Origin of the sequence: Cronobacter condimenti 1330 (genome assembly GCF_001277255.1) — a bacterium.
In the GTDB taxonomy this organism is placed as follows: Bacteria; Pseudomonadota; Gammaproteobacteria; order Enterobacterales; family Enterobacteriaceae; genus Cronobacter; species Cronobacter condimenti.
The window spans coordinates 2,036,760-2,053,164 of sequence record NZ_CP012264.1 but is presented as its reverse complement, the minus strand read 5'-3'; the positions used below and the strand labels follow the sequence as shown (position 1 = coordinate 2,053,164).

Sequence of the window (16,405 nt, the reverse complement as noted above, 5' to 3'; positions counted from 1 at the left end):
CATGCGATTTCTCACCGGCCCGCAAGTGGCCGCGCTCGGCGGGCTTGATCCGCATGCGGCGTTGCAGGATGTGACTGACGCGGTGCGGCTACTGGACGCAGGTGACGCCATGATGCCTGCCGAAACGCACGTGCCGCTCGACACGCCGCCGGGTAAGGTTTACGCGTTACCGGCGCGCGTTGGCGGGCGCTTTAACGCCAACGGCGTAAAATGGACAGCGCACCGCCCCCAGCCGCAGGACGGGCTGCCGATGGCGCTCACCGTCACGCTTATTAACCGCGCCGACAGCGGTCTGCCGGTCGGTCTGATAGAGAGCGGCGGGCTTACCGCGGTGCGCACCGCGGCGGTGTCGGCGCTGGCGCTCTCATACGCAGCCCCGCGCCCGGTACGCCGCGTGCTGCTGTTGGGTGCGGGCGTGCAGGCGCGCGCCCACCTTGAAATGCTGCGCGCGCAGTTTCCTTCACTCGACGTTCTGGGGCTGTGGAACCGCACGCCCGCGCGGCTTGAGGCGTTAACCGCTGACCCGCTGCCGTTCCCGTACGAACGCTTTCAACACCTCGATGAGGCGCAACCACTGTCGTGGGACGCCATTATTACCTGCACCGGTGCGCAGGCGCCGTTTCTTGGCCCTGAATGGATAGCCCCTGGCAGGCTGGTGATGCAGATTGGCTATCACGAGGTGTGTTTTGCGGCCATCGATCGCGCCGCGCATGTGGTGGTGGATGCCTGGGGCGAGTTTCGCCACACCAGCGCCAAGAGCCTGTTTCAGATGTATCGCGCGGGAGCGTTTGCCGATGACGGCTGGGCGGCGGATCTCACAGACCTGCTGGCAGGCCGCTTTCGGCCTGCGCCCGACGACAGCGTGTACTTTTCCTCGTTCGGGCTGAACATATTCGATATTGCGCTGGCCGCGCGGGTATTGCAGGCCGCAGCGCGCGAGAACATCGGCACGGCGCTGCCGCTTTTCGCCGCGCCCTAAGCGGTGTCGCGCAGGCGCAGCGCCTGATGGATATCGGGCGCGCTGTCGATAAGCCGTTGGGTGTACGGGTGCGCCGGCGCCTGTAACACCTGGCACGCAGGCCCTTCTTCCACCACCTCGCCGAGATAAAGCACCAGCACGCGATCGCAAAGCTGGCGCACCGCCTGTAAATCGTGGCTGATAAACAGCACCGACAGGCCAAGCTTATCGCGCAGTTCCGCCAGCAAACGCAGGATTTGACCGCGTACGGGCAGGTCGAGCGCCGCCACGGCTTCATCGGCCACCAGCAGATCCGGCTCCAGCGCCAGCGCGCGGGCGATGGCAATGCGCTGGCGCTGGCCGCCCGAGAAGGCCGCCGGGCGACGCTGCGCCCATTCAGGCTTCAGCCCCACCAGCGTCATCAGTTCACTGACGCGCGCCGCGATGCCATCGCCCTGGCGCAAGCCGTGCACCCGCAGCGGCTCGGCGAGTTGTTCGCCGACGCTCATGCGCGGATCGAGGCTCGCGTAAGGATCCTGAAATATCATCTGCGCGCGGCGGCGCACGGTACGCAGCTCGGCGCGACTGGCCTGCGCCATATCCACGCCGTCAAAGAAAATCGCGCCGCTATCCGCCTCGATAAGGCCGATGGCGGCGCGCCCGAGCGTGGTTTTACCGGAGCCGGATTCGCCGATAAGCCCGACGATTTCACCCCGCGCCACGCACAATGACGTCGGGTGCAGCACGCGCTGACGCTCAGGCGGAAAAAACGGAAGCCGCTGGCGGCGCGGAAAACTTTTGACGATATCGGTGACCTGCAACAGGGGTGGCGTCTCATGCGACACGGTTCGCGCAGGGGGCGTTTGCGGCAGCGATGCGGCAATCAGCCGCCGTGTCCAGTCCGCCTGCGGGGCGGTAAAAAGCGTCCCGACCGGCCCCTGCTCAACGATTTCCCCGCCGTTCATCACGCAGGCGCGGTCGGCATAGCGCGCCACCACGCTCAGATCGTGCGTGACCAGCAGCACGCCCATGCCCATCTCCTGTTGAAGGTTTTTAAGCAGGCTCAGGATCTGCGCCTGAAGCGTCACATCGAGCGCGGTCGTGGGTTCATCGGCAATCAGCAAATCCGGCTTGCCGCTGATGGCGCTTGCTATCATCACGCGCTGGCGCATGCCGCCGGAAAGCTGGTGGATATACTGGCGCGCGCGCTTTTCCGGCTCGCCGATGCCGACGTGGCCAAGCAACGCGACCGCTTCGCGCCAGGCCGCCTTCCAGCCCAGCCCGCGATGGCGCACCAGCACTTCAGCGATTTGTTCGCCCACTTTCAGCACCGGGTTCATACTGCTCATCGGCTCCTGAAAAATCATGGCGATGCGTCGTCCGCGCAGCCCTTTCGGGTAAGGCACATCGGGGCGTATCGTGGTGGTATCGTCAAAACAGATTTCGCCGCCGCTTTGCCAGACGCCGCGCGGGAGCAGCCCTGTGATGGCAAGCGAGGTGAGGGTTTTGCCGCAGCCGGATTCACCGACCAGCGCGACCATTTCGCGCCGTTCGACCGTCAGGCTGACGTCATGAAGTAAAGCAGCCTGCGGGCTTTGCAGGCTGAGGTGGGATACGGTTAACAGCGGCACAGGCGGCTCCCGACAACAGGCATAGCCCGAGGATATCGGCAGCCGCCGTGGTTAACAAGTTGTTATTTAGCTGGTTTATGATTCGTCACTGGCGACGCGGATCACCAGCTTGCCGAAGTTTTTCCCCTCCAGCAGGCCGATAAACGCCTCCGGTGCGTTCTCCAGCCCATCGACAATCTGCTCGCGGTAGTGGACTTTCCCTTCTGACACCCAGTGGCCCATCTCGCGCTGGAACTCTTCAATGCGGTGACCATAATCCTGGTTGATGATAAAGCCCTGCATACGGATGCGTTTTTTAAGAAGCGTCCCCATCAAAAGCGGCAGACGGTCTGGGCCTGGCGGCAGATCGGTGGCGTTATAGCCTGAAACCAGGCCACACAGCGGCACGCGCGCGCCGGTATTGAACAGCGGGAGTACGGCGTCAAACACTTTGCCGCCGACGTTTTCATAATAAACGTCAATGCCCTGCGGGCAGGCTTCGGCGAGTCTGGCGGCGAAATCCGGCGCCCGGTGGTCGATGCAGGCATCAAAGCCCAGGTGCTCTACCGCGTAGCGGCACTTCTCTTCGCCGCCGGCAATACCCACCACGCGACAGCCTTTGATTTTACCGATCTGGCCGACGCTTGCGCCCACCGGGCCGGTTGCCGCGGCAACCACCAGCGTTTCGCCCGCTTTCGGCGCGCCAATATCCAGAAGCCCCATGTAGGCGGTAAAGCCGGGCATGCCGAGCACGCCCAGGAACCAGGACGGATGCTCCGGCGAATCCCCGAGCGGTGAGAGTTGTTTGCCATCGCAGATACAATAATCCTGCCAGCCGCTGTAACCGAGCACCCAGTCGCCGGGGTGGAAATCCGGGTGGTTGGAGGCTTCCACGACACCCACGGTGCCACCCACCATAACTTCGCCAATCTCAACCGGCGGGGAATAGGATGGCTCGTCGCTCATGCGCCCGCGCATATACGGGTCAAGCGACAGGTAGACGGTGCGCACCAGCACCTGGTTTTCGCCAGGCTCGGCAACGGTGTCTTCTTCAAGACGGAAGTTATCCGCCACAGGCGCGCCGTGCGGACGAGAAGCCAGCACCCAGCGGCGATTACGGGAAGCGTGTTGCGTCATGATGTTCTCCTTATTTTCAGGACATCCAGAAAGCGTAGTGCATTCACATCAACTGGCGACGTTATTCAGACGCACGACCAGATAGACGCACGGCGCGTCGCTCTGATTGATGAAATGGCACTCATTTGGCGGGCCAAGCTCCAGGCAGTCGCCCTCGCGCATGGCGTGATGCGTATCGCCTTCGCGAAACACCAGTTCGCCACGCTGCACCCAGATAAGCTGGCGGGCGAAGGCATAGGCCGAGGCGGGCATGGGAATATCGCTGCCTGCCGGCAGCTCGACCTGCACAAGATCAAGCGGCAGATCGGATTTGGGCGAGACGTGGCGGCGCAGATAGTGGCTCTGCGGATCCTGCCAGACGGGTTGATCCGCAAAGCGCAGCAGGCGCCCTTCGTTCATTTCTGCGCGGGCAATAAGCGTCGACATGCTAAGCCCCAGCGCGCCGGAAAGGCGGCCCAGCAGCGTCGCCGTCGGGCTGCTCTCCCCGCGCTCGATTTTATGGATCATGGCGCGTGATACGCCCGCGCGTTCAGCAAGCTCGCTCAGCGACCAGCCGCGGGTTTCGCGCTCAATACGGATGCGCTCACCAATCCGTTGATTTAATGTGTCGATTATATTATTCATAACGTAACATTATAGTGTACAACAGCCGGGGTTCAACGATGCTTATTCGCAAGGCCACCGCGGACGACTGCGCCGCCATTGCCGAAATCTATAACTACGCGGTGTTGCATACCGCCGCCATCTGGAACGACGCCATCGTCGATACTGAAAACCGTCTCGCCTGGTTTTATCAGCGCGGCAACGCAGGTTATCCGGTGCTGGTGGCGGTCGAAGGCGATACCGTTGTGGGCTATTCGTCCTTCGGCGACTGGCGTGCATTCGATGGCTTTCGCCATACCGTCGAGCACTCCGTCTACGTGCACCCGGATCATCACGGTAAAGGCACTGGCAAAGCGTTAATGACGCGACTGATTGTCGAGGCGCGGGCTATCGGCAAGCATGTCATGGTCGCCGGGATTGAGTCGCAAAACACCGCTTCCATTGCGCTACACGAAAAGCTCGGTTTTACCATCACCGCGCAGATGCCGCAGGTCGGCACCAAATTTGGCCGCTGGCTCGATTTAACCTTTATGCAGTTGCAGCTTGATAACCGCAGCGAACCGGACGCTATCGGATGAATTCGTCGCTGAGCCTGTTGTTTCTCGCCGCCGCCGGGGTCGGTCTGGTGGTGCAAAATATGCTGATGGTGCGCATAACCCAGTCGGCCTCAACAATCCTGATTGCGATGCTGCTCAATTCACTGGTGGGGATAGTGCTCTTCTGCGCCATTCTGCTGGCGCGTAACGGTACGGCGGGTTTCAGCGAGCTGATTACCACCGTGCGCTGGTGGACGCTGCTCCCCGGCCTGCTGGGATCGTTTTTTGTGTTCGCGAGTATTAATGGCTATCAGCATCTGGGCGCAGCCACAACGATTGCGGTACTGGTGGCAAGCCAGCTTATCGGCGGGTTGTTGTTTGATATTGCACGCACAAGCGGCCTGACGCTGCGTATGGTGGCAGGCCCGGTAGCCGGTGCGGTGCTGCTGGTCGTAGGCGCCTGGCTGGTCGCCAGACGCACGTTCTGAGCGTTACGGTTTGGTTTTCTGCCCGCTGCGCCGCGCGCTGACGGTCGCGAGCGCCGCCCAGTCGAGCTTTTCATCGCCGTGGGCCAGCGCGTCGAGATAGTTATCGCGCAGTACGCCCGCGATCCCCATCGGCACGTTTTTACTCTCCGCCGCCTGCTGCGCCAGGCGCACATCTTTGAGCCCAAGCTTCATGGTAAAACCAGCCGGCGTATAGCGGTCTTCGGCAATCATTGCCCCGTAATTCTTATAGGCCGGTGCGGCAAACAGTGTGCTGGTGAGCATACCGAGGAAATCCCCTTTGCCGACGTCATACGCCTCAACCAGCGCTGAGGCCTCGCCCATCGCCTCAATGGCGCTCGCGAGCATAAAGTTAGCGGCAAGTTTTACCGCGGCGGCCTGCGCAGGGCTGTCGCCGAAGTGCCAGGTTTTCTGGCCGAGCACGTCAAAAATCGGCTGCGCTTTCGCACACAGCTCCGGCTCGCCCGCAGCGAGGATATTGAGATTCCCGGCGGCCGCGACATCCACGCGCCCCAGTACCGGCGCGGCCAGATAGCCGACGCGTCGTTCACGGGCAAGCGCTTGCATCGCGTCGGTAAAAGCCACGGAGACAGTCGCCATGTTGATCCAGAGCGCCCCTGGCGCGAGCGAGGCCAGCGCTCCCTGCGTTACCACCACGTTTTCTGTCACGGCATCATCGGCGAGGATGGTGATTAACACATCGGCGTCAAAAATAGCCTTCGGACTTTCTGCCACCCGGGCACCCTGCGCGCGCAGCGCCTCTACCGGCGCGGGCGAGCGATTCCACACCGTCACCGTAAAACCCGCTTTCACCAGATTTTCCGCCATCGGCTGACCCATGCCACCGAGGCCGAGAAATGCAATATGCATAGCTATTCCTTATAAAATGGTACCGCCTCGAGTCAGTTCCGCCAGGCGCTCCGCCGCCTCGCGCTCGCGATCTTCTTTGTGCTGACGCCCGTGATGGGCAATGGCCACGCGCAACCGCTGCTGTTCGCCGTAGCGGGCTTCACGGGTCAGTTCCGTGTCATCGCTCAGTTCAATCAGCAATTCATTCATGTGCGCAATCACATGTTCTTCAATCGCCGCATCGACGCGGCGTTTTACGTCATCAAGATGAGCCATTGTCGCCTCCTTAAACGCATCGCCGCGGCAGAAGCCGCGGCGCAGTACTTAGTTCAGTTTCGCTTTCGAGAAGTCGCTGCCCATGAGGCTTACGCTATATCCCGTCACGTTGCTGCGGGTCGCGTAGAAAGTGCGACCGTTGGCAAGCGGTATCCACGGAGCCTGCTGGTAGAAAATCTCCTGCGCCTGCTCGTAGAGTTTAGCGCGGGCGTCCGGCGCGCTCTCACGTTTGGCCTCGTCGATAAGCGTTGTGTATTGCTTATCGCACCAGCGTGCGGCATTCGATCCGCTCTGGATACTGTCGCAGCTTAACAGCACATCGGCAAAGTTATCCGGATCTCCGTTGTCAGACATCCAGCCATAAAGCGCGGCGTCGTGCTCGCCTTTACGGATGCCGGAGAGGTACTCGCCCCACTCGTAGCTGATGATTTTCGCCTTCACGCCTACTTTCGCCCAGTCGCTCTGGATCATCTCAGCGATACGCTTCGAGTTCGGGTTATACGGACGCTGTACCGGCATTGACCACAGCGTAGCTTCAAAGCCTTTTTCCAGCCCGGCCTGTTTCAGCAGCGCTTTGGCCTTCTGCGGATCGTAGTCATAGGTTTTCAGGTCTTTGTTATAGCCCATCATGTTAGGTGGAATAGGCGATTTAGCGACGCTGCCGCTACCCATAAACACAGCATCAATGATGGATTTTTTATCCACCGCGTAATTGAGCGCCTGGCGCACCAGCACGTTATCAAACGGTTTTTTCTCGGTATTGAAGGCGAGATAACCGACGTTCAGCGCCTCGACGCTGTGCAGCGTCAGATTTTTGTCCGATTTGATCTGGTCAAACTGAACGGGGCTCGGCGCCGGGATAATCTGGCATTCGTTAGTTTTCAGTTTAGCCAGGCGGGTTTCGACGTTTGGCGTAATTGAAAAAATCAGGTGTTTGGTCGGTACTTCTCCATCCCAGTAGTTCGGGTTGGCGATGTAGCGAATAAGCGAATCGACTTTGTACTGCTGCAGCGCGTACGGACCGGTACCCACAGGCCAGTTGTCGACATTCTCCGGCGTGCCTTTTTTCATCATCGCGTCTGCGTACTCTGCCGACAGGATCGAGGCGAAATCCATGCCCCAGTCGGCCAGGAACGCGGCGTTCGGCTCGCTCAGGGTAAACTGCACGTGGTAATCGTCGAGCTTTTTCACGTCGGTGATAAGTTTATCGAGTCCGACGTCCTGGAAGTATTCGTAGTTGCCCTGCGACACCTTGTGATACGGGTGGTTAGGGTCTTTCTGGCGCATTACCGAGAAAATCACGTCATCGGCGTTAAAGTCGCGCGTCGGTTTGAAAAATTTATTGCTGTTGAACTTCACACCCTGACGCAGCGTAAAGGTCCAGGTTTTGCCATCCGGGCTCACTTTCCACTCGGTCGCAAGCGACGGCACGGGCATGTTTGTTTTCGGGTCAAAATTCACCAGGCGGTTATAAAGCACCTGGGAGCTTGCCACGAAGCTTGGGCCGGAGCTCGCGATTTGCGGGTTGAAGGACTCAGGGGAGGCTTCGGAGCAGTAGATAATCGTATCGCTGTTCGCCGCGATAGCGCTTGCCGGTAACAGGGCGCTTAACAGCAGCCCAAGCAGTGTTTTTCCTGTCTTCATCATGTGCCTTTTATTTTACTTTTCAGGAGGAAAGCCATCTCATCACAGCCTGCGCGAGCTGGCAAATAACAAAAAACTGTAGCTTTATGCCTTTCTGGCATTTTTCGCCTGAATATCAGCCAATTTTAGATAAAAATGATTTACGCTCCGGTTAAGTCGCGTTATCACCGCGAATTTTTCTTTAAGTCAAGAAAATTCCTGGTTATCAATGAGCCGAGAATTTACGATTTTTCGCGTTTCTTTCGCCCTTTGCTGGACGGGTCTATCGTTCAAAGTAGAGCCGTGAAAAAGTTTTTCTAGCAGAGATAATGACGTGGCAAAAATTCTATTGCGTAGTGGCGACCTCGACGACTTCCAGTCAGTAGGCGAAAACGGTCAGGCGGTTTTCGAGTCTGCACTGCAAATCCGTGAAACTCTTCGCCTGCGCAAACAGCCGCTGGTGGAGACGCTTGCCATCCCTCAGCTTAATGAAGAGGGCGACCGCGTGGACTGGTATTCGCCGGTCAGCGGCAAAGTAATGGGCTGGGCGTCTGCCAGCAGCGACGAGCGCGAGCGCGCCCTGCGCTTTCTGGAAAGCGCCCTCTCCAGTGCCCGCGCGCTGAGCAAACGCTGCCTGGAATCGGATAAAACCGCCCAGCAGCTTTTCGGCGCGCTGCTTGCCAAGGCGGTGCAGTTCCCCGGCGCGAATTTTCTCTATCTGGTAGACGGCAAACCCGTTATCACTTTCTGGGGCTTCGTCAACTTAAACCAGGGCGCGCGCGATGACGTGCTGGATTGCCTGCGTGAGGTAGAGCCGAGCGAGCCGGAAATTATCATGACGCAGGAGGAAGAGCCGGAGCCGGAACCTGCGCCGGTGATGATGGCCGAGCCAGACGCCCCGCTGCTGGCAACGCCACCTGCCGCCGTACCGCCCCCTGCCGCCCCGCAACCGGTGTCAGCTGCGGCCGCACAACACTCTGCGGCGCTGCTTGCGGCCTATACCACCGACGCCGAGGCCGCGCCAGAGCCGGAAGACACTACGCCCGCGCCTGCCGCCGCCCCTGCGACGGGCTCTGCCCGTCGTGCGCGGATCCCGCTCTGGACCTGGCCACTCGCGGCGGCCGTGGTAGTGGGCGCCGTCGCCGCCCCGCTCACCTGGTATACGCTGCAGCAGAAAGCCACGCCTGCGCCAACCGTACCGGTCGAGCAAATCAAAGCGCTGGAGATTGCGCCAGCGCCCGTGAAATCGGTCGACGCGCCGCCTGCTCCGGTGGTGACACCGGCCGCTTCCCTGCCGCTTGCCGCCGCCGAAGTGACGCCGCCCGAACCGGTGGTGGAAGAGAAGCCGGTCGCGCCCGCCCCGGTGGATAAAAATGCGCTGGTCATGGATGCAAACCAGGTGAAAGCGGGCACGACCCGTTTCCTGAACGGCAACTGGCGTCTTACCATCGGCAGCCCGGATCCGATCACCGGTAAAGCGACCTCGATGCGTATTGAGATGAAAAACAATAAAGGCAGTGCCCGTGTTACGCTTGGCGACAATGTCGTATGTAAAGTTGAACTGTTTTCTGGCCTGCATCAGACGGGAGAGCTGATGATTAAACCGCGTAACAAAGCCCGTTGCAGCGACAACTCGCGTTATCCGATGCCGGAAATCTCCTGCAAAGCCGGTCCGAACGATGTTGCCGAATGTACCGGTCGCTATGATGAAAAGACCGTTCTGCCCCTGACTATAAAGAAAGTGAGCGCCTGATTTATGCTGGCAAACCTGTGTGATTACAAACAGAGCGTCACCCTGATTGAAAACAGCGGGGTGCAATTTCTTGATTTTGGCCTGACACCCGTCGAGGCGCCCCACGACGGGCGCTTTGTGCGTAAAACCGCGAACGGGCCGCTGCTGCGCCTCGATTACGATATCGCCTCCGGCAAATTTACCCTGCCCGCCCGCCACGGCGGTCAACCGGAAGTGGTTAAACCGGAAAGCAGCGTGGCGCTGAGCCAGTCTCTTGCGATACTGGATGGCGTCTGGCTGCCGGTGCCGGTGCTGCGCTTCAATCCGCCACGCACTTTTGTACACGGCCCCGATAACTGGGCGCGCGTGCAGATCCGTAAACTCAGCGAGCCGGACAGCGCAGGCAATACCCACCGCGTGACCTTCGCCTTCGATACCCAAATCCAGCATGATGAAGGCACAGCCGCGCAGCTGGCTCCGGTTGAAAATGACGTGCGTAACGGCACCCGCTTCGCCCTCGCGTGGCGGGATGATGAAGTCGCAGATTTCCTCGACCAGACCTGGGTCGACGGCTGGCTTCGCGAAGCGTTTACCCAGTATGTGGGCACCCAGGAAGCACGCAGCGAGCAGGAGATCCAGCGCGCGCTGAAAGTCTTTGAATACCAGGCGCACTGGCTCAACGTGATGTCCCTGCTTGGCCACCAGTTAAGCGTGCCGGAGCTCAAAATCGTCACCGGCACCCTGAGCTCGCCGGCGGTCGCCGTCGACCTTATTCTGGATGTCGGCAACACCCATACCTGCGGCGTGATTATTGAAGATCACGGTGAAGCCAACGATGGCCTGCGCCAGACGATGGAGCTTCAGGTGCGCTCGCTGAGCGAGCCGCAATTTATGAACGCGCTGATGTTCACCAGCCGTCTCGCCTTTGCCGAAGCGCGCTTTGGCAAACAGCATTTTTCTGTCGAGAGCGGACGCGACGAAGCGTTTGTCTGGCCCTCCATCGTGCGCGTCGGTGACGAAGCCCGCAAGCTCGCGATGCAGCGTCTTGGCACCGAAGGCAACAGCGGCATCTCAAGCCCGCGCCGTTATTTGTGGGATGAAACCCCGGCGGCCCAGGAGTGGCGCTTTAACCTGATGACCCCGAAAACTCAGCGTGAGCCGCTCGCGACCGCAGGCCCGCTGATGAACCTGATGAATGACGACGGCGAGCCGCTCTGGCAACTGCCGCCGGAAGAGCGTCTGCCGGTATTTTCGCCGCAGTACAGCCGCAGCTCCCTGATGACCCATATGCTGTGTGAACTGCTCGCTCAGGCGGTGTGCCAGATCAACAGCGTCGCCAGCCGACTGCGCATGGGCAACGCCAGCTCGCCGCGCCAGCTGCGTCAGTTGATCCTCACCCTGCCTTCGGCGATGCCAAAACAGGAGCGTGAGATTTTCCGCCGCCGCATGCAGGAAGCCATCGCCCTCGTCTGGAAAGCGCTGGGCTGGCACCCGCACGATGACGATTTCAGCGCTGAAAAAGGCCAGCGCCAGAGCCGCGTGCCGGTACCGGAAATCCAGATGGAGTGGGATGAAGCCAGCTGTGGCCAACTGGTGTGGCTCTATAACGAAGCGATGGTACATTTCGCCGGTCAAACTGAGCGCTTTTTCGCAAGCCTCGCGCGCCCTGACCGTGAAACGCCGACGGGTGCTACGCCGGGGCGTCAGCTGCGCGTCGCCTCGATTGATATTGGCGGCGGCACCACCGATATGGCGATTGCCGAATACCAGCTCGATGACGGTGTCGGCAGCAACGTTAAAATCAGCCCGACGCTGCTCTTTCGCGAAGGGTTCAAAGTCGCGGGCGATGACATTCTGCTGGATGTGATTCAGCGCTGCGTGTTGCCTGCCTTGCAGGAACAGTTGCAAAAAGCGGGCGTCGCCGATGCGGCAACGCTGATGTCTACGCTTTTCGGCGATTCCGGACGGATGGACACACAGGCGATTTTGCGCCAGCAAACGGCACTGCAACTGTTTATGCCGCTTGGTCATGCCATTTTGTCGGCGTGGGAAAACAGCGACCCGGCCGACCCACAAAGCGGCCTGTACACCACCTTTGGCGAGTTGCTAAAGCAGCCGCCAACCCGCAACGTGCATAATTACCTTCATCAGGCCATTGAACATGCGCTGCCTGCGGGTAGCCCGGCGTTTAACGTGCTCGATGTACCGCTGCAGGTGAGCTTCAGCGAACTCGAAGAGGCGCTGCACGCCGGTAAGTTTAGCATCTGCGCGCCAATCCAGGCGCTGTGCGAGGCCATCTCCTATTACTGCTGTGATGTGCTCCTGATAACCGGCCGCCCGGGCTGTTTGCCGGGTCTGCAATCGCTTATCCGCCTGCTCCAGCCCGTACCGGTAAGCCGTATGGTCTGGCTTGATAATTACGAAGTGCATGAGTGGTATCCCTTCAGTCAGCACCGTCGCGTGGGCAACCCGAAATCCACTGCCGCCGTCGGCGCGATGCTCTGTAGCCTGGCGCTTGATCTGCGCCTGCCACGCTTTAACTTTAAAGCTGCCGATATCGGCGCGTACTCGACTGTGCGCTACCTCGGCGTGCTGGATAACGTGGTAAACACGCTGCGCGACGAAAACGTCTGGTATCGCGATATTGACCTTGACGCACCGGGCGCTAAGCTTGATGCCCGCCTGCACTTTCCGCTGCGCGGCAACGTCACGCTCGGCTTTCGCCAGCTGGATAACGCCCGCTGGCCTGCCACACCGCTCTATACCCTGTCGGTGAATTCGCCCGAGCTTGCGAAAGCGATTGCCGGCGACGGCGTGCTAAATGTCCGCCTGCAATTGACGGGCGGCGGTAAACAACAGGCGCCGGAAGGCTTTGCCCTGAGCGAAGCCTGGCTTTCCGACGGCACCCGCGTGCCGCCGGAGCAGGTCACGTTTAAACTTAATACTCTGGCTGACCGCCGCAGTTCCGGCAGCCACTACTGGATCGACAGCGGGAGCGTTTATCTTAAATGACAGTGTCTACCCTCATTAACAAGACAACCACGACACCTGCCGCCCTGACCCAGTGGGTCGAAAAAACCCGCGCGCATGCGCCGCTGCTGGATGAAGAGGCCGGCCCGCTGCTGGCGCGCCTGAGCGCGCTGAACGCCCAGGCCCAGACGCTGGCTGCGCTGGCAAACGAACCGCGCACGCTTGGCATTTATGGCCACTCCCAGGCGGGCAAAGCGCACCTGCTCGCCACCCTCGCCCGTGGATCACAGGGCCAGGTGGCAGTAGCGCCCGGCGATAAACATCTCGACTGGCTTACCCATATCAACCCCGGTCACAGCACAACGGCGATGGCAGTACGTTTTACCCGCACGCCGCAATCACTGCCGGATGAATTCCCGCTGCGCCTTCGGATCTTCAGCGAGGCGGAGCTGGTACAGATTTTCCTCGCCCACTACCAGACCAGCGGTCAGGCACGCGCCGTAAGCGAGGAAGAGCTGCGTCAGCGTTTAGCGCAGTTGCAGACGCTGGGCCAGACGCAACCCCATCCGGCCATCAGTGCGCCGGAAGTTATGACGCTCGCCGCCCGCTGGCGCGAACTGACGCCCGCCCGCCAGCGCACGCTTGGCGACGATGCCTGGCATCAGATGGCGCTGCTGCTGCCTGCCCTTACGCTTCCTGAGCGCGTGCGCCTTTACGCGCTGCTGTGGGGCGATATAGCTGACCTGACGCAGCAGTTTATGACGCTGGCCGAAGGCCTGTTGCTGCTGGGCCACGCTCGCGAAGTTGCGGCGCCGCTGAGTCTGCTTGTTGATAACTTCTCCCTGCCGGTTGAAGGTTTTTTATTGCCTGCCGGCTCCGGCGAAGAGGCACTGCCCGACGAAGTGCTGGTGCGCGCGCTTGAACAGCATCAGTTGCAGGGAATGGTGAGCCTGCCGCTCACCACCCTGACGCTGCTCTGCGCCGAACTGACGCTGCCGCTTGCCACCCCTTCCGTGCCGGAAGGCGTCGATCTGCTGGATATCCCTGGCGCGACTTACAGCCAGCACGACAGCCTCTCCGCCAGCAAAATAGCGTTTCTGCTCGACTACTATCGCCAGCATCAGCAGCCGGACGTGCTGATGGTGTGCAATGCCGTCCAGAGCCGCGCCGATATCGTGCCAGTCGCCCGCGCGCTGATGCGCTGGGTCAGCGCCACGCAGCCTGCGTCAGTAGACGCGCTGCCGGGTCTGGTCTGGGCCATCACGCCGCATGACGCCCGCTTTCTTGACGGTCAGCATCTCGACGAAGGCGTACAGCGTCTGCTTGGCAAACCAGGCCACACCTGGGGCACGTTACAGGCGCTTGACGGACGTAACCTGCAACGGCTCACCGAATGGCTTTCCCAGGCGCTGAGCGACAGCAGCCGCGAGCGCCGTCTCGCGCAGCTTAACGCCAGTGCGCAGGCGCAACCCGCCCTGCTGTTCAGCCGTTATCTCGCGCCGCTGACCGCCGATGAGGCGACGCTGCGCGCCACGGCGGAAAATGGCGTGCGTACCTTGCAGCGCCAGGCCGCACGACACGGTGACCTGCTGCAAGCACTGCTGCCCGATCCGGCAGCGTTGCAGGCCCTGTGCGAGACGGAAGAGCGTCATGAAGAGACGCCGCAGGGACTGTTCAGCGCGGAAATCGATCTTTTTGGCGAATCGGTGGCAACACGCCCTGCGGACACCGTTTCCGGCGCATCACTTGCCCGCCGCGCGCACCGCCTGTGGGTAAACCACGTCCGTCAGTGGATGCAGAACGAGGAACATGCCGCGCAGCTCGGTATCGACGCGGCCACGCTGCACTGGCTCGGCGACACGCTGATTATCGCAAGTTACCGGCTCGACCTGGCGGCACGTCTGGAAACGCTGGCCGCGCACGAAGGGCTTTCCGGGGCGCAGCTTCGTGCCGAGCTTGGCAATTTCGTGAGCTGGCTCGGCTTTGAGCGTGTGCCGCAGGCGGAGCGCCCGGCGAGCCGCGTCAACCCGAACGAGCGCCTCTTCGCCTCGGCCATTGCGCACGATAAGCGCCTGACGCGCCTTGGCGAAAAACCGGTGCATGCTGCCACGCGTTACGTTTACGACTGGCTGGTGGCGCTCTACACGCGCGCCATTGAAAATATCGGCTATGCGCATCCGCTTGATATCAAACCCGCTGACCGCAAAGCGCTCGCCAAAATCATCGGCCTGCGTTAACCCCTCCGCCGGCGCATCCGCGCCGGCGTTTATTTGCCGATAAGCCTGTTTTCATACTCCGCCAGGCGATTATGCGCTACGTCATCCCGGGCGTCCTTGAAGCCTGGAGAAAATGGCCTTTCCGTCGTCGCCGCCGCAGCCCAGGGCGCTTTCGCATCATAACCCGTATCAATGACGGAATGACGCACCAGGGCCTGCCCGTTGGCAGTGTGACCAGGCCGATAGCCGGTTTCGCGCGCGCCGTGATCCCACGCGCGGCCAAGCTTTGCCAGCAGCGCCTCACCAAACCCGCTGTCAGTCGTAAACCGGCACTGCTGCGCCAGAAAACCGAACGGACAGTCATAAGGGGTGGAAGGTGCCAGTACGAACGCTTCGCCTGCACCGCGTGAGGACACCGTATGAAAATGAACATCATCAAAAACCGCGCTCGCCGGACCAAAAACGTAATCGACATCGCCTTCGATATAACAGCCCTGCACCCGGACGCGGCTAATGTGCGACGCTCTGCCGTCCGGCGCACTGCGGCTATTCAGGTAAAGTGTGTCCTGACGACTGATAAGACGCAGGTGCTCAAGCTGCACCCTATCGCCGTCAGTCCGCAGGGCGACTGCCTGATGCGCGCCGCCATCCACGCTATCAAGCAAGGTATTCACAACGCTCAGGTTCGCGAGCTGAAAGTCATCCGACTGCGCATGCACAACAGCCGTCGCGCTGGTGCCAATGCGCTGCGCGCCTGATCCGGCGATGCGCTGATACTCCGCCCATGCCGGGTCGCCCGGCTGGAACGCGCCATGGGCATTGACCGCCGACTGGTATTGTTGCGGCGTAAGGCGCGCATTTAGCGCAAGCTCAAGGCGCACCTGCGAAGGCGTTTCCCCCGTGCCATAAATCGTTACGGGCGGCGCATTCGCGGGGATATAGACGACGCCGCGATACACCCCCGGGGCGACGGCAATGCAGATGCGCGTTTTGCATGTTGTGCCGGTCAGCGCCGCGTTTATTGCCTGCTGCACCGTGCGGTACGGGCCGTGGCGGGCATCCACCACCAGCGCGTCTGGCGCTGGGATTACAGGGGAAGGCAGCCATGGGCCATCCGGCGCGTGTAGCCAGCCGCCCTGCGCAAAGAGATGCTCCGGCGTGTAACGCGCGGCCTCCTCGCGACTCAACATCGGGCGGAGAGGCCCCGCCAGCACGGTTTTCGGTACAGCTTCCATCAATGTGTTCTCCTGCGGCCCGGTCTGTTTACACACTGCACGGGGTTGCCCGTGCTTTGACGCTGGCCTGCCTGGTTATTTATACAGTCATCATGCCGCGACGCGCCAACCGCAGCAAACTGGCGTGACAATTTTGCGAGACGTCTTCCGAAGT

13 protein-coding genes are annotated in these 16,405 nt (G+C 60.9%); 6 read left to right on the top strand and 7 right to left on the bottom strand.

What is annotated here, in order from left to right; translation table 11 throughout:
* Nucleotide 1 precedes the first annotated feature (1 nt).
* On the top strand, nucleotides 2–979 hold the full coding sequence (locus AFK62_RS09405; protein ID WP_007667018.1) for an ornithine cyclodeaminase family protein: 978 nt from the start codon (nucleotides 2–4) through the stop codon (nucleotides 977–979).
* On the opposite strand, the gene AFK62_RS09400 is transcribed toward AFK62_RS09405, so the two are convergent.
* From AFK62_RS09400 to AFK62_RS09390, 3 genes are all read right to left on the bottom strand, one after another.
* On the bottom strand, nucleotides 976–2,589 hold the full coding sequence (locus AFK62_RS09400) for a dipeptide ABC transporter ATP-binding protein (RefSeq protein WP_053531866.1): 1,614 nt from the start codon (nucleotides 2,587–2,589) through the stop codon (nucleotides 976–978). The two genes, AFK62_RS09405 and AFK62_RS09400, sit on opposite strands and share 4 nt — an antisense overlap.
* A 75-nt stretch (nucleotides 2,590–2,664) precedes the next feature.
* The gene (locus AFK62_RS09395; protein WP_053531865.1) at nucleotides 2,665–3,705 is read right to left on the bottom strand and encodes an NADP-dependent oxidoreductase; all 1,041 of its coding nucleotides are present in this window, start codon (nucleotides 3,703–3,705) and stop codon (nucleotides 2,665–2,667) included.
* 48 nt (nucleotides 3,706–3,753) lie between these two features.
* Nucleotides 3,754–4,329: a helix-turn-helix domain-containing protein gene (locus AFK62_RS09390; protein ID WP_007667032.1), complete on the bottom strand. Its 576-nt coding sequence runs from the start codon at nucleotides 4,327–4,329 to the stop codon at nucleotides 3,754–3,756.
* A 38-nt stretch (nucleotides 4,330–4,367) separates the two neighbouring features.
* Here AFK62_RS09390 and AFK62_RS09385 point away from each other — a divergent pair, with 38 nt between their 5' ends.
* Together AFK62_RS09385 and AFK62_RS09380 are read left to right on the top strand one after the other, a co-directional pair.
* Nucleotides 4,368–4,886: a GNAT family N-acetyltransferase gene (locus AFK62_RS09385; protein ID WP_007667034.1), complete on the top strand. Its 519-nt coding sequence runs from the start codon at nucleotides 4,368–4,370 to the stop codon at nucleotides 4,884–4,886.
* The gene (locus tag AFK62_RS09380; RefSeq protein ID WP_007667037.1) at nucleotides 4,883–5,332 is read left to right on the top strand and encodes a DMT family transporter; all 450 of its coding nucleotides are present in this window, start codon (nucleotides 4,883–4,885) and stop codon (nucleotides 5,330–5,332) included. The genes AFK62_RS09385 and AFK62_RS09380 overlap by 4 nt, the downstream gene beginning before the upstream one ends.
* A 3-nt stretch (nucleotides 5,333–5,335) precedes the next feature.
* On the opposite strand, the gene AFK62_RS09375 is transcribed toward AFK62_RS09380, so the two are convergent.
* The 3 genes from AFK62_RS09375 to AFK62_RS09365 are packed head-to-tail and all read right to left on the bottom strand — an operon-like array spanning nucleotide 5,336 to nucleotide 8,119.
* The gene (locus AFK62_RS09375) at nucleotides 5,336–6,220 is read right to left on the bottom strand and encodes an NAD(P)-dependent oxidoreductase (protein ID WP_053531864.1); all 885 of its coding nucleotides are present in this window, start codon (nucleotides 6,218–6,220) and stop codon (nucleotides 5,336–5,338) included.
* Between the two features lie 9 nt (nucleotides 6,221–6,229).
* Nucleotides 6,230–6,475 carry a DUF2526 family protein gene (locus tag AFK62_RS09370; protein WP_007667047.1) on the bottom strand — a complete coding sequence of 82 codons (246 nt, stop codon included), beginning with the start codon at nucleotides 6,473–6,475 and terminating at the stop codon, nucleotides 6,230–6,232.
* A 48-nt stretch (nucleotides 6,476–6,523) separates the two neighbouring features.
* Nucleotides 6,524–8,119, bottom strand: a complete 1,596-nt coding sequence (locus AFK62_RS09365; protein WP_053531863.1) for an ABC transporter substrate-binding protein — start codon at nucleotides 8,117–8,119, stop codon at nucleotides 6,524–6,526.
* 313 nt (nucleotides 8,120–8,432) lie between these two features.
* Between AFK62_RS09365 and AFK62_RS09360 the strand changes: the two genes are divergently transcribed.
* Genes AFK62_RS09360 through AFK62_RS09350 form a run of 3 tightly spaced genes read left to right on the top strand, consistent with a single transcriptional unit; the run spans nucleotide 8,433 to nucleotide 15,037 of the window.
* Nucleotides 8,433–9,851 (top strand): SrfA family protein, encoded by a 1,419-nt coding sequence (locus AFK62_RS09360; RefSeq protein ID WP_032984096.1) that lies wholly within the window; start codon nucleotides 8,433–8,435, stop codon nucleotides 9,849–9,851.
* 3 nt (nucleotides 9,852–9,854) lie between these two features.
* On the top strand, nucleotides 9,855–12,842 hold the full coding sequence (locus AFK62_RS09355) for a virulence factor SrfB (protein WP_053531862.1): 2,988 nt from the start codon (nucleotides 9,855–9,857) through the stop codon (nucleotides 12,840–12,842).
* Entirely contained in the window at nucleotides 12,839–15,037 is a 2,199-nt protein-coding gene (locus AFK62_RS09350) for a virulence factor SrfC family protein (RefSeq protein WP_053531861.1), read from the top strand. Before AFK62_RS09355 ends, AFK62_RS09350 begins: the two co-directional genes overlap by 4 nt.
* Before the next feature lie 29 nt (nucleotides 15,038–15,066).
* Here the strand turns inward: AFK62_RS09350 and AFK62_RS09345 are convergent, their stop codons facing one another.
* On the bottom strand, nucleotides 15,067–16,251 hold the full coding sequence (locus AFK62_RS09345) for a putative acyl-CoA thioester hydrolase (protein ID WP_007665312.1): 1,185 nt from the start codon (nucleotides 16,249–16,251) through the stop codon (nucleotides 15,067–15,069).
* Nucleotides 16,252–16,405 lie beyond the last annotated feature (154 nt).

What these genes read in the sequence shown, in the direction of transcription:
- AFK62_RS09375 (WP_053531864.1), bottom strand. Translation starts at nt 6,220, where the DNA reads ATGCATATTGCATTTCTCGGCCTCGGTGGCATGGGTCAGCCGATGGCG.
- AFK62_RS09370 (WP_007667047.1), bottom strand. Translation starts at nt 6,475, where the DNA reads ATGGCTCATCTTGATGACGTAAAACGCCGCGTCGATGCGGCGATTGAA.
- AFK62_RS09385 (WP_007667034.1), top strand. Translation starts at nt 4,368, where the DNA reads ATGCTTATTCGCAAGGCCACCGCGGACGACTGCGCCGCCATTGCCGAA.
- AFK62_RS09390 (WP_007667032.1), bottom strand. Translation starts at nt 4,329, where the DNA reads ATGAATAATATAATCGACACATTAAATCAACGGATTGGTGAGCGCATC.
- AFK62_RS09355 (WP_053531862.1), top strand. Translation starts at nt 9,855, where the DNA reads ATGCTGGCAAACCTGTGTGATTACAAACAGAGCGTCACCCTGATTGAA.
- AFK62_RS09350 (WP_053531861.1), top strand. Translation starts at nt 12,839, where the DNA reads ATGACAGTGTCTACCCTCATTAACAAGACAACCACGACACCTGCCGCC.
- AFK62_RS09395 (WP_053531865.1), bottom strand. Translation starts at nt 3,705, where the DNA reads ATGACGCAACACGCTTCCCGTAATCGCCGCTGGGTGCTGGCTTCTCGT.
- AFK62_RS09405 (WP_007667018.1), top strand. Translation starts at nt 2, where the DNA reads ATGCGATTTCTCACCGGCCCGCAAGTGGCCGCGCTCGGCGGGCTTGAT.
- AFK62_RS09345 (WP_007665312.1), bottom strand. Translation starts at nt 16,251, where the DNA reads ATGGAAGCTGTACCGAAAACCGTGCTGGCGGGGCCTCTCCGCCCGATG.
- AFK62_RS09380 (WP_007667037.1), top strand. Translation starts at nt 4,883, where the DNA reads ATGAATTCGTCGCTGAGCCTGTTGTTTCTCGCCGCCGCCGGGGTCGGT.
- AFK62_RS09365 (WP_053531863.1), bottom strand. Translation starts at nt 8,119, where the DNA reads ATGAAGACAGGAAAAACACTGCTTGGGCTGCTGTTAAGCGCCCTGTTA.